Annotated in this window: 13 protein-coding genes; 1 reads left to right on the forward strand and 12 read right to left on the reverse strand. The window is 59.1% G+C overall.

The window, feature by feature from the left end:
- From BN874_RS10995 to BN874_RS26215, 5 genes are all read right to left on the reverse strand, one after another.
- Positions 1 to 278, reverse strand: a 278-nt coding sequence (locus tag BN874_RS10995) for a sigma factor (RefSeq protein ID WP_420886123.1), incomplete at its 3' end; no start/stop codon positions are given.
- A 160-nt stretch (positions 279 to 438) separates the two neighbouring features.
- A complete protein-coding gene (locus tag BN874_RS11000; protein ID WP_034433189.1) occupies positions 439 to 1140 on the reverse strand; it encodes a VIT1/CCC1 transporter family protein in 702 nt (233 codons plus the stop codon).
- A 185-nt stretch (positions 1141 to 1325) separates the two neighbouring features.
- Positions 1326 to 1877, reverse strand: a complete 552-nt coding sequence (locus tag BN874_RS11005) for an NADPH-dependent FMN reductase (protein WP_034433191.1) — start codon at positions 1875 to 1877, stop codon at positions 1326 to 1328.
- 31 nt (positions 1878 to 1908) lie between these two features.
- Positions 1909 to 2568 (reverse strand): cation diffusion facilitator family transporter, encoded by a 660-nt coding sequence (locus tag BN874_RS11010; RefSeq protein ID WP_320411470.1) that lies wholly within the window; start codon positions 2566 to 2568, stop codon positions 1909 to 1911.
- Entirely contained in the window at positions 2454 to 2984 is a 531-nt protein-coding gene (locus tag BN874_RS26215; RefSeq protein WP_320411469.1) for a cation diffusion facilitator family transporter, read from the reverse strand. Before BN874_RS26215 ends, BN874_RS11010 begins: the two co-directional genes overlap by 115 nt.
- 478 nt (positions 2985 to 3462) lie before the next feature.
- Here BN874_RS26215 and BN874_RS23580 point away from each other — a divergent pair, with 478 nt between their 5' ends.
- Positions 3463 to 3924 (forward strand): transposase, encoded by a 462-nt coding sequence (locus BN874_RS23580; RefSeq protein WP_195912171.1) that lies wholly within the window; start codon positions 3463 to 3465, stop codon positions 3922 to 3924.
- On the opposite strand, the gene BN874_RS11020 is transcribed toward BN874_RS23580, so the two are convergent.
- The 7 genes from BN874_RS11020 to BN874_RS11050 form a co-directional block, all read right to left on the reverse strand.
- A complete protein-coding gene (locus tag BN874_RS11020) occupies positions 3882 to 5591 on the reverse strand; it encodes a SulP family inorganic anion transporter (protein ID WP_051497722.1) in 1710 nt (569 codons plus the stop codon). The two genes, BN874_RS23580 and BN874_RS11020, sit on opposite strands and share 43 nt — an antisense overlap.
- Positions 5592 to 7004: an MFS transporter gene (locus BN874_RS11025; RefSeq protein WP_034433197.1), complete on the reverse strand. Its 1413-nt coding sequence runs from the start codon at positions 7002 to 7004 to the stop codon at positions 5592 to 5594.
- A 204-nt stretch (positions 7005 to 7208) separates the two neighbouring features.
- Positions 7209 to 8276, reverse strand: coding sequence for a class I fructose-bisphosphate aldolase (locus BN874_RS11030; protein ID WP_034433200.1), 1068 nt, complete (start codon positions 8274 to 8276; stop codon positions 7209 to 7211).
- A gap of 120 nt (positions 8277 to 8396) precedes the next feature.
- Positions 8397 to 9854 carry a pyruvate kinase gene (pyk, locus tag BN874_RS11035; RefSeq protein ID WP_034433202.1) on the reverse strand — a complete coding sequence of 486 codons (1458 nt, stop codon included), beginning with the start codon at positions 9852 to 9854 and terminating at the stop codon, positions 8397 to 8399.
- Positions 9855 to 9877: 23 nt separating this feature from the next.
- Entirely contained in the window at positions 9878 to 10492 is a 615-nt protein-coding gene (locus BN874_RS11040) for an HdeD family acid-resistance protein (protein WP_051497723.1), read from the reverse strand.
- A gap of 91 nt (positions 10493 to 10583) precedes the next feature.
- Positions 10584 to 11735 (reverse strand): alpha/beta fold hydrolase, encoded by a 1152-nt coding sequence (locus BN874_RS11045; protein WP_034433205.1) that lies wholly within the window; start codon positions 11733 to 11735, stop codon positions 10584 to 10586.
- Between the two features lie 270 nt (positions 11736 to 12005).
- A partial coding sequence (locus BN874_RS11050; protein WP_034433208.1) for a chaperone modulator CbpM occupies positions 12006 to 12179 on the reverse strand: 174 nt, incomplete at its 5' end.

A 12179-nucleotide genomic window follows, 5' to 3' on the forward strand; every position in this document is an offset into this window, starting at 1 on the left:
ATCAGGCCCACATTGCCCTCCTGAATCAGATCGCCCAGCGGTAAACCATAACCGTTGTAACCTCGGGCGATATGCGCCACGAAGCGCAGGTGAGCCATGATCAGGCGTTGCGCCGCTGCCGGATCGTTCTGCGACCGTAACCGACCGGCCAACTCCTGTTCCTCGTTGGCGCTCAGCATCGGCATTTGGTTGACCGCCTGGATGTAGCCTTCCAGACTGCCGAACGGAATCGGCAAACTCTGCATACGAGGAATCAGCGCAGTCGTCATCGTTATCATTCACTCCCCTTTTCATTTCATATCAAGACCTTCGCTTCATGCGCTCGACCTGAAGATGTAACGCGGCGCCCCATAGGTGCGAACGTAGGCATAGCCCGCGCTACGATTCGCTGTTTTCCAAGGACAATCCGGTCTTGGTTTCCAGCATGGTCGGGATCTATCAAATGACGGCGCCAAACAGCGCGCCCACGCCGGCGGTGATCGCCATCGCCAGCGCCCCCCAGAAGGTGACCCGCCATGCGCCGATCAGTACGCTGGCGCCGCCCACCCGGGCGGCGACGGCGCCCAACAAGGCCAGGAAGGCGAGAGACATTCCCGACACCCAAGGAATCAGGAACCGCTCGGGCGCCAATGCCGTCACAGCCAGCGGCAGCGCCGCACCGACCGCAAAGCTGGCGGCTGACGCCAAAGCGGCCTGAATCGGCCGCGCGCTGAGGGTCTTGGAGATGCCGAGTTCATCGCGCGCGTGAGCGCCGAGGGCGTCGTGCGCCATCAGTTGCTCGGCCACCGGCTGCGCCAGGCCGGGTTCGAGTCCCCGGCCGACATAGATAGCCGCCAGCTCGCGCCGTTCCGCGGCGGGATTCCGTTCGAGTTCGGCGCGCTCGCGCGCCAGGTCGGCTTGCTCGGTATCGGCCTGCGAATGGACCGAGACGTATTCGCCAGCGGCCATTGACATAGCCCCGGCCACCAGCGCCGCAACGCCAGTCACCAGGATGCTACTGTGACTGGCGCTGGCCGCCGCCACACCGACCAAGAGACTGGCCGTCGAGACGATGCCATCGTTGGCGCCGAGCACGGCAGCGCGCAGCCAGCCGATGCGGTCAGTGCGGTGACGTTCAGTGTGGCGTCGCGACAATGTCATGGTGCAGTGGTATCCGCAGGTTGATCAGAAGGGCGCCTCGGCACAGACGCCTGTCCCTTTCATGCGGGAGGTCAATACGAAGGATCGCTGTCCAAGCCTTTCGATCCGAACTCTCACCCAAGCAGATTCGGTGCGGTTACCCTCCGCTCGTGCCTTCCTCAAAAACGGTCCGAATTATTGCCACATCAGACCCCGTGCTTTTTCACCCATGCGACATAGCGGTCCATCCAGTCCTGCAGGAAATTGCTGCTGTCTGCGCCGATGTCGCCGGCCTGATCGAACAGCTCTTCCTTGGCCTGGATGAAGGCTTCCGGTTGCCCCAGGGTCGGTACGTCCAGGTACGCGAGAATGTTGCGCAGATGCTGTTGCGCCATAGCCGTGCCGATGGCGCCGACCGAAACGCCGATGACCCCGGCGGGTTTGCCTTTCCAGGCATTCTGGCCGTAAGGGCGTGAGGCATGGTCGATGGCGTTCTTGAGCACGCCGGGGATGGAACGGTTGTATTCGGCCGTGACGAACAGAAGGCCCTGGGCCGCCATGATTTCAGCCTTCAGTCGCTTGACGGATTCGGCCGGATTCGCGTCGTCGTCCTGGTTATAGAGCGGCAAGTCGCCGATCTCCACCGGCTGGAGCGAGAACTCCGGCGGCGCCAATTTCACCAGGGCGTTCGCCAGCTTGCGGTTGAACGAATCGCGGCGAAGGCTGCCGACCACAACCGCAATGATGTAGTGACTCATTAACGTCTCCTAAAAAGGGTTAAAGGTGAACTTAAAGTGGTTCGTGCGCCGCTGCGTATCGCGCCGACCGCGATAATGCCTTAAGCGTTCCTGACTCGAGGAAGAGGTGCTGAATCGAGGGGTACTGCACCTTAATCGCGCACTCCAGTCGCTCGATCGCCTGCTCCACCTCATCCAGGTTGAGCCGGCGTTCGAAACGCACGGCTGCCGTCAGTAAAACGCTATCCGGCCCGAGCTGCATGGTGAGAAGATGACGAACACTCTCAACGGCAGAGTCAGCGGCAATGATGTTGCGTAGATGCGCGATCTGATCGCGGTCGATGCTCTCCCCGACCAGCAGCCCGCCGCTTTCCCTGGCGAGCAGAAAGGCAGCGCCGATTAGAACCAGTCCGATCAGCACCGAAGCTCCCGGGTCGAAATAAGGATTGTCAAATATGTGGCTTAGGCCCACACCCAGAGCGGCAATCGCTATACCGATCAGTGCTGCAGAATCTTCAAAGAAGACCGTGAATACCGCAGCGTCCTTGCTGCGCCGGACGGCCTGCCAAAGACTATCGCCGGGACGTCTCCGGCGCCCTAACTCTCGATGGGACACTCGCCAACTAAAGCCTTCGAAAAGGGCCGCAACCGCGAGGACAATGTAGTTCCAGGTTGGATCCTCAAGGACTGGTGGGCTGTGCAGACTGACGATACCCTGATAGATGGAAATTCCACCCCCAGGGAAAAAACGGAGAGTGCCACGATCAAGGCCCAAAAGTAGGTGACCTTGCCGTAGCCGAACGCATGCCCTTCGTCAGCGGCCCGCCTGCTGCGCTGGATTCCAATCAACAACAGCAACTCGTTGCCGGTATCGACCAGTGAATGAAAGCCTTCGGCCAGCATGGCCGAGCTGCCAGTGAACGTCGCGGCAACAAACTTGCTGATCGCAACCGCGATATCCCCTGCGATTGCCGCGTATATGACGTTTTCCGACCTCGACATCTTTACCGGGACTGGTTGCTTTGCCAGACCAGGTTTCACCACGCCAATGATATTGACTATCGGGCGGACACCCTCGCTCCCGGACTGAGAGAAGTCTGAACGAGCAGGGCTGATCAAAGGATTCACGTAGTTCCGTCCACCATTTGTCGTAGTAAGCATCTTCCGATTCGCAAACCGGGCGTTCTGTGCGTCGGAACACATAACGCAAAAGTATTTCCGCCGTAGCTCAGCGACTCTTAATTTTTACCTGATTAGCAAGATTCTTCAGCCTGCGCTGACGGGTGGACTATTCACTCTGAGCTGGCTCTGACTTTTCTGGACACGAATTTTGAGTAAAACCGTGTCAGAGAAAAGGGATTAAAAATGCTGAAGGAAAAGGAGGCAGGTGGAGTTACGGGGGCTCGCTGGAAGGAGCGCGTAGCACAACTGGAGACGAGCCTCGTGCGGCCACCAAAGTAAAACGCGGGTCGGTGGGATCGACGCAGGCATCAAAGAGCGCGAGAAGGATCAGGTCGTAAAGCCACTCGACGACGCCCATCAAAAAGCATCCACGCTCATAGCGCCTTGTCAAGGGATTGTTAGAGGCTGTACAAAAATTAAGCCGTTGATCAATCAAGTGGTAGGGTCAGCTTCAATCAGCTTTAGCAGGACGAAGCTCGTTAAAAATATTTTCAATCAGTTAGTTAGTTTTTGTACAGCCTCTAAGGGTCTAAAACGACATATTGTAGTTGATACAACGGGTTATCCTATTGTTATGGTGGTTCATGCGGCTAATATTGATGAGGGTCATGCCGCCAAGGAAGTACTCAGTGTGCTGTTTTCCATCGTGAACACAGTGAGAAAAATCTGGGCGGATGGTGGCTATAAAGGTGAAGCGTTTATTGATGGGTGTAAAGAGAAGTTTAACGGTGTGATTAAAGTCGTCAAGAAAAAGAAAGAGAAAAAGAAAGAGAAAGGATTTACTGTGCGTCAATTCACCATGATGCGGCCGCCATGCAACATGGGGGATCAGGATGTGCGAGATTATTCTCCGGCGGCTGAACCCGCTACTTTGTTTTCATCCTGAGGCAGGGGTACCCCGGTGCGTTGACAAAATGCTTTAACTCCTTGGGTAATGGAATCATAGATGTGGTCGCTACCGATCCTCTGTTCCACTTCGGTTTGCTTTAGGAGGACACGCACCGAATCCCTGACGCGGGCCATGGACAGGGTCGTGTTCTTTTGGGCCAATTCGGTATGCAACTTGCTCAGCATATCGGTGGCCGTCATATCGATCCGGTTGATGGTCTCGGCATCGATCAATACTTCACAAACCGGTTCGGCAGCAGCGGCAACATGGTGTCTGATCCGTTCCGCGCAATAATCTGCGTTGATGAAGAACAGATCGCTGTCCAGCCGGAAAATCAATAAGCCGGGAAGGGTCTTGGCATCCGCCCGCCGTAAAACGTTGCGATACATATCCTTGCCATGGACTTTACCCAGTATTGCCGTGCCGGGATGGGCGGCATGATAAATTAGGGCAATGAGCGAAAATACGACACCGAGACCGATGCCAGGGAGTACGCCGAGCGCCAGCACCCCGACATAAACCACCAGGGCGAGACTGAACTCGCTGTAGCTGACGACGCGCAATTGTTTGAGATAACCGAAATCCAGCATCTGGATCATCGCTTTGATGACGATCACCCCCAGTGCGGCTTCGGGCAGGTTTTTAAACAGCGGCATTAGAAACAGCAGCGTAAGTATAATAAACACGGTGTGGAACAACGCCGCCATTTGAGTTTTTCCGCCGGCGGTCATACTGACTGCTGATTGCGATAGACTGCCGGCGACCACAAAACCCGAACTGAGACTGGAGCCGAGATTGGCCATGCCGAGTCCCACTAACTCCTGATTGGGGTTAAGAGATCCTCCCGTGATGAGGGCTGCGGCTTTGGCGGTGCCCAGCGATTCGGCATAATTGAGCAGAACAATAGCCAGCGCACCCTGTAGCAGCCCGATCGCGTCTGCCGACTGGAAATGGGGTAACCCAAAAGGCGGTATACCGGTCTCGATAACGCCGACAATGGCGACGCCCTGTTCATGCAGGTCAAAACAGGAAACGGCAAGGATAGCGGCTACGACGGTGATCAAGGCTGCAGGCGACTTGGGAAAAAAATAGGACAAGGCAAACAGCAGGACAAGGCTTCCCAGCCCAACGCCCAGCGTTGGCAGGTGCGTATTCGGCCCTTGCTGGAAGAGCGCCCAAACCGCCTGAAAAAAGTTGCCACCGACGTTTTCTACGCCGAACAGCTTTGGCAACTGACTCATCATGGTGACGAGGGCCAGCCCTTGAATGAATCCTTTCATCACTGGCTGGGAGATAAAGTGGGCGATCCAGCCCATGCGCAACACGCCGAAACTGCAAAACAACACGCCCACAAGCAGGGCCAGTGATGACGTCAATGCCCCATAATCTCCCGAATGCTGCGCCATCAAGGCACTGACCGTATGGGCCGATAATAATGCCGTGGCGGAATCAGGACCGACTACCAAGGCGCGGGACGTGCCGAAGACCGCATAAGCCAGCAACGCCAAGGGGATCGTGTATAAACCCACGACCGCTGGAACCCCGGCAATCCCGGTATAGGCGAGAGCCGTGGGCACCATTACGGCCCAGACCGTCAGACCGGCGATCAGATCGTCGCGCAGCCAAGCGAAACGGTACTGGGATAGCCATTCCAGAATGGGCACTCATTCCACCTCGCGCAGGTTCCCTCGGCTAACACTTTCGCCATCTTCGGAACGCAGCGTCCAGAACGAGAGCGATGACAAGAGGGTCAGGCCCCCCAAGGTCAGGAAGGCATAGTGCAGGGCGTTGGTCACCGCCACGCGGTCGGTTTGTGGCCGGTCGCCCAGATACGCGGCGGTTATCAGCGACCCGCAGGCTAACCCGAAACTCATCGACATCTGTTGCAGTGAGCTGGCGAGGGTGCTGGCCATGCTGGAATCGGGCGGGTCAATGTCGGCATAGGCCATCGAGTTCATGCTGGAAAACTGTAGCGAGTTGAAGAATCCCAGCGCCAGTCCCAGCAGCACGATCAGCCCCACCGGCGTAGCCGGAGTCACCCCTGCGAACAGACTTATAGTGATCCCGATCAGGGCTGTATTCACTATCAGGACCGACCGGTATCCGTAGCGCCGCAGCACCCCCACCGAGATCAGCTTCATCCCCATAGCGGCGGCGGCGGCGGGCATCATCAGCAGGCCCGACTGCCAGGCCGGCAAGCCTAGACCCAGTTGGTAGAGCAGGGGCAACAGAAACGGCAGCCCGCCGATACCTAACCGGGTGATGAAGCCCCCGACCACGGCGACGCGAAAGGTGCGGACTCGAAACAGCGCGAGGCGAAGCAACGGATAGGACGCTTGGCGGGCATGCCCGCCATAGGCCGCCAACAGACCGAGCGAGAGCAGCAGCAACAGAGCCGCCGCCGTCACATCCAGATCGTGCTCGCCGAAGATTTCCAGCAACCACGAGAGCAGCCCCGTGCCGGAGCCGAACAAGACCAGACCGATGAAATCCAGCGGTCGCGGCGCATCACCGCGATAATCCGGCATGTGGCGATGAATGAGTCCCAGCGCCACGAGACCCACCGGCACATTGACCCAGAAGATGTCCCGCCACGACAGCCAATGCACGATGAGGCCGCCCACCGTGGGTCCGAGCAGCGGACCGATCAACGCGGGGATGATAACGAAATTCATCGCCCTCAGCAGCTCCGCTTTGGGAAAGGCGCGAATGATCGCAAGCCGGCCCACCGGCATCATCATCGCCGCGCCGAGGCCCTGTAGAATGCGCGCCGCCACCAGCATCGGTACGTTGACCGCCAGACCACACAGGATTGACGACCCGGTGAAGACCGCCACCGCAACGCCAAACACCCGTCGGGTGCCGAACCGGTCGGCCATCCAGCCACTCACCGGAATGCAGACCGCCAGGCTCAGGATATAGCTGGTCACCACGGCCTTCAGACTCAGTGGCGTCACTTGCAAGCTCGCCGCCATGGCCGGAACTGCGGTATTGACGATGGTGGAGTCCAGTTGCTCCATGAACAGGGCCATGGCGACCACCCAGGGCAGATAGCGCTTAACGGGGGAAGGGTTCATCGGATCGCTGGCAAGAATTAGAAGTTGCTGCAAGTAATTAGGGCAGATAGCGCTTAACGGGGGAAGGGTTCATCGGGGGTGGGATGTCATCGGTCTACATTCACTTTGATTCAGGTTCTAAAAACTGTCCGAATTATTGAAAAAATTGAAAAAAGGGGGTCCGAAAAAAGCGCCAGACCTCCGATCATCAACACGGCATCGTTTTTAGGCCACGGTCACGCCGCTATCGAGATAGACATCCTGAATGGCGTGGAGTAGGGCAACGCCTTCCTGCATCGGCCGCTGGAAGGATTTACGCCCGGCGATCAGCCCCATGCCACCCGCCCGCTTGTTCACCACCGCGGTGGTGACCGCCGCCGCGAGGTCGCCCACGCCCTTGGATTCGCCGCCGGAGTTAATCAGACCGGCCCGGCCCATGTAGCAGTTGGCAATCTGATAGCGGGTCAGATCAATCGGATGATCGCTGGCGAGCTCGGTGTAGATGCGAGGGTCGAACTTGCCATAGCTGGAGCCGCCCCTATTGAGGGCCTCGAAACCGCCGTTATTTTCGGGCAGCTTCTGCTTGATGATATCGGCCTGGAGGGTGACGCCGAGGTAGTTGGCCTGGCCGGTCAGGTCGGCGGAGACGTGGTAGTCCTTCTCCGGAGTTTTGAAGGCGCTGTTGCGCAGGTAACACCACAGCACGGTAGCCATGCCGAGTTCGTGGGCCATGGCGAAGGCTTGGCTGACCTCGACGATCTGGCGGCTGCTTTCCGGCGATCCGAAGTAGATGGTGGCGCCCACCGCCGCCGCGCCCATGTTGTAGGCTTCCTTAATGGTGCCCCACAGGATTTGATCAGCCTTGTTGGGGTAGGTCAGCAACTCGTTGTGGTTGATCTTGACCAGGAACGGGATTTTGTGGGCGTACCGGCGCGAGACCATGCCCAGTACACCGAAAGTCGAGGCCACTGCGTTGCAACCGCCTTCGAGGGCCAGCTTGACGATGTTCTCGGGGTCGAAGTAGATTGGATTTTTGGCAAAGCTGGCCCCAGCGGAGTGTTCGACGCCCTGATCCACCGGCAGGATGCTCAGGAAGCCGGTGCCCGCCAACCGGCCGGTATTAAACAGGCGTTGCAAATGGCCCAGGACTTGGTTGTTACGGTCGGAGGGAGCGAAGATGCGGTCCACGAAGTCTGGACCCGGCAGGTGCAGCAACGCTTTGCTAATCTTTGGTTTGTCGAAGCCCAGCAGGTAGTCAGCGTGGGCGCCCAACAGTTCAGCGGTTGTGCTCATGGGAGGCGTCTCCTTGGGGTTGGGACGATTGAACGCGGTCAAGGGTTCAGACCGTTTTTGCGGGGTGAAGGGAAGGGTAGCGAGTACCGCCAAACTCTGGACGATGAGCCTCCCCACCCTTCATGCGAAATACGTGGCCAGATCGATAATTTCCAGGCAATGGGTCGCCTCGGCCCGTCCTTGCGCCCCGTGATGGGTGACGATGGCGAGGCCATCGGCAAAGCCGTTGTCCTTGCACCACGGACCCGCGACCGCTTTCCAATCCACGCCCCTTGCGGGCAGGTCAACGGTGTGAACGCCAGAGCACAGGTTGAGTTGTTGGCCGATTTCCGGGTTCAGCGTGAAGGCTACTACCCAGCAGGGCAGCCGATAGGCCGCCACCCGCCGTGGTTGCTGGCTGCGGGTGGTCGGAGTGATCACCATGCGGGTGCCGAGACGGATCGTGGCGGTCGCGACGTCCGCCGCGATGACCTCCTCGATCTGCGGATCGTCCGCCACCGGACGTCCCGACAGGAGCGTTTCCAGGTGGGGCAGAACCTCGCGTAGCTCTGGATCGCGCCACCCCGCCTCGGTGGCCGCAGCAATCCTCGCCAGCATCCGCACCGCATCGACCGGATACTGGCCTATCGCCGACTCCTCCGACAGCATCACGCAGTCGGTGCCGTCGAGGATGGCATTGGCAACGTCAGTGACTTCGGCGCGGGTCGGGCGCGGATTACCGACCATCGACTCCAGCATCTGAGTGGCGGTGATGACCAGTTTTCCCGCCCGTCGGGCGTGCTGGATCAGCCGCTTCTGCGCGATGGCGATCCCCTCAAGCGGCGTTTCCACGCCCAGATCGCCACGGGCCACCATGATGCCGTCGGCGGCCTGCACGATCGTGTCGATGTTCTGCAACGCCACCGCGCGCTCGATCTTGCCGAAGATCAGCGGGTTCCCACCGGCCGCGCGGGCGGCTTCGCGGACTTCGTGTAAGTCATCGGCCTTCTGCACGAAGGACTGGCTGACTACATCCGCCCCGTGTCGGACCGCGAAATCGAGGCACTCATGGTCGCGGGGCGTAAACGCCTTGATCGGCAATTCCTTGCCGGGGATGTTGACCCCCTTGTGCGACAACAGCAGGCCACCGACATCGACGCGGCAGGCGACCTCCGTACCGCCGACCGCATTCACCGTCAGTTGCAGGAAGCCGTCGTTTAGAAAGATCCGATCCCCGGGGCCGACCGACCGGGTCAACTCCGGGAACCGCACCGGCAACCGAGCTGCCGTCCCTTCGACGTTTTGGGTGGTCAGCGTGACCGAGGCTCCGCGCTCCAGCGTACATTGACCGCCAGCGAGGTTGCCGAGACGAATCTTGGGGCCGGGCAAGTCCGCGTAGATCGAGATCCGGTGGCCGATGGCCGCCGCGGTGTCCCGGATCAGCCGGATCGTAGCGGCATGACTGTCGAAGTCGCCATGGGCGAAGTTGAGCCGACAGACGTTCATGCCGGCTTGCATCATCGCCGTCAGCACCTCAGGCTGGGCCGAAGCCGGACCAATGGTGCAGATAATCTTGGTGCGGTGACTGGGCAGTGCCATGGGTGTCTCCCTTTCACGATCGATCAGGTGCTAACAGCGGGCGCTGGAGCTAAACCGCTGTCCTTCACCGCCGAACGGAGAGCGATCAGCGCCCAGCCGTAAAAAATCAGGTCAATGCCGAACAGCAGCCCCAGCGTCCACAACGCCGTTCCCGGGAATCCCCACCCGACCATACCGCCCAGCGCGATGCTGGCGATGGCGCTGACCAGCGACCAGACCCAGCCGTGGGTGGCTCGGTGCTGTAGCGCGTGGATCCCCTTGAACACGCCAATGATGATGAAATACGCAGCCAAAAAGAGGGTCAGGGTCAGGACACCCTGCAACGGATAAAACCATAGAACCAAACCGGCTACTATCGACAGCAGAGCGATGAGGACCGTCCAGACGATGTTCCAGAAACCTCGCAGTTGAAAGGCAAGCGCGCCGTAGAGAAACCCGCTCAGGATCATCAGCCCGCCCAGCAGGCTTTCGGCAACGAAGGTGGCCAGCACCGGCAGCAGGATCGCCGCCGAGCCGACGACCAGGAAAAGGATACTGAACACCAGCAGCGCCGTGGTATGGCTCTTCAGGGCATCCTGGATGACGGCACCGGATTCCGGCGACGGCGATGAGGTTAAAGCGGTCGTTAAAGCAGTCATTTTGTCGTCCTTACTCATACCACTTCTGGATAGATCTTGAACAAAGAGGTAGCACGAACTGGAAGCCCGTGCTACGGCGTGGTTTGGAAGCTCACGCGGACGGACACTCCTGCTTGATCCACGCAATGACGCCGGGCCAGGATTCTTTCAAAGTGCGCGATCCCATGAACAGACCGATATGACCACCCGGCACCAGCTTCTTGACGATTTTGTCCTTCGGCGTGGACAGCTTCTTCTCCGCTTCAAACACCTGCGGATAGGGGGTGATATCGTCGCCCTTGCCAGCCATCAGGAAGGTGGGGCAGATGATGTCATGGAGGCCAATCGTCTGGCCGAGCGCCACGAACTCGCCTTTGTAGAATCGGTTGTCCTTAAACAGTTGCTGGATCACTTGCAGATACCAGCGACCTGGCAAATCCAGCGGGTTCTCGTACCAGCGCTCGAACTCCTCGTTCTTCTTGAGATACGCCGGGTCTTCGATTTGATCGTAGAGTTCCAGATATTTCTTGAAGTAGTGTTCCTCGGGGTGCATGCCCTTCCAGCCGGCCAGCATGAACTTGCCGCGCATCAGGCCGCCGCCCATGGTCACCAACTCCTCGAAGAAACTCATCGGCTGGTCTTGGGCGATCTTCTTGATGAAGCCGTCGCCGGCGTCGGCATCGAGCGGCGCACCGGCAGTGACCAGCGTCGTCACCTTGTCCGGGTAGCGCGCCGCGTACATCGCTGCCATCCAGCCACCCTGGCACAGTCCAATCAGGTTGACCGCGCCGCCCAGGTCATCGACCGCCACATTGATTTCAGCGAGGTAGATGTCGGTATTGAAGTCCTTCATCGCTTTAGTGGCGCTCTTCCAGTCCAGGCAGAGTACGCGGCGGATGCCGCCGGTTTGCAGTGTTTCCACCAGGCTTTGCCCCGGTGCGTAGTCGGCGACGGTCGAAGTGTGGCCGGCGTAGGGCGCATCGATCAGGGTTGGAATCACGCCCTGTTCCCGGCGCGCCGCCGGCGTGGAGAAATCTCGCAGCCGCAGGGTGTTGAGATCGAGCAGGATGTCGTTGGGCGTGGCCCAGACCGGCTTGAGTTCGAATTCTTCCTTCTTGATCTCCTTAGCAAAATCCAGGTTGCGCTTGAAAATCTCCAGCCCCTCTTGCCCCATTTCCGCCATCAGGGCGAGCGGCCAGAAGGCCGGAACGCTGTGTTCGTATTGGCGAGTGAGGGATAGGGATGATGATGATGGGTCGGTCATGGCGTTCTCTTCCTGGTTTTGATAAGGGATGCTGGAACGGGTACGGGGATCGCCGCATCCACCCGTGAAACAGGCGGTTGCAGCGGATGGTGCGGCTGCATGGTCTTTCCTTTGAGAAGGCTGAATGACGACCTAAAACTATCCTGAGAACTAAGTTGTATATCGGATTTCATGTTCGTCTTCCCTCAGGTTGAGGGAGGCCAAGCGTAAGCGGGATGCGCCCTCCGATCTGTGCGGCAACCCGCTTATCTCCTTGATTGAGGCCGCTGTTCAGAAACTGCCGAGGCGCCGAAGTCGTGATCGGAGCGCTTCGATCTCATCGAGCAGATCGAGTACGAGGGCGGTGCTGGCCGCGCTCATTTCCAGATCGTGCGCCAAACGCAACGCCACCTGGGCGCGACGCAGCGTGGCCCCGCCAAAGCGCCAACGCGGCGCGTCGTCGCC

This window comes from Candidatus Contendobacter odensis Run_B_J11 (genome assembly GCF_000531125.1).
GTDB classification, from domain to species: domain Bacteria; phylum Pseudomonadota; class Gammaproteobacteria; order Competibacterales; family Competibacteraceae; genus Contendibacter; species Contendibacter odensensis.

What these genes read in the sequence shown, in the direction of transcription:
- BN874_RS11040 (WP_051497723.1), bottom strand. Translation starts at nt 10,492, where the DNA reads ATGACTGCTTTAACGACCGCTTTAACCTCATCGCCGTCGCCGGAATCC.
- BN874_RS11045 (WP_034433205.1), bottom strand. Translation starts at nt 11,735, where the DNA reads ATGACCGACCCATCATCATCATCCCTATCCCTCACTCGCCAATACGAA.
- BN874_RS11025 (WP_034433197.1), bottom strand. Translation starts at nt 7,004, where the DNA reads ATGAACCCTTCCCCCGTTAAGCGCTATCTGCCCTGGGTGGTCGCCATG.
- pyk (WP_034433202.1), bottom strand. Translation starts at nt 9,854, where the DNA reads ATGGCACTGCCCAGTCACCGCACCAAGATTATCTGCACCATTGGTCCG.
- BN874_RS11000 (WP_034433189.1), bottom strand. Translation starts at nt 1,140, where the DNA reads ATGACATTGTCGCGACGCCACACTGAACGTCACCGCACTGACCGCATC.
- BN874_RS11030 (WP_034433200.1), bottom strand. Translation starts at nt 8,276, where the DNA reads ATGAGCACAACCGCTGAACTGTTGGGCGCCCACGCTGACTACCTGCTG.
- BN874_RS11005 (WP_034433191.1), bottom strand. Translation starts at nt 1,877, where the DNA reads ATGAGTCACTACATCATTGCGGTTGTGGTCGGCAGCCTTCGCCGCGAT.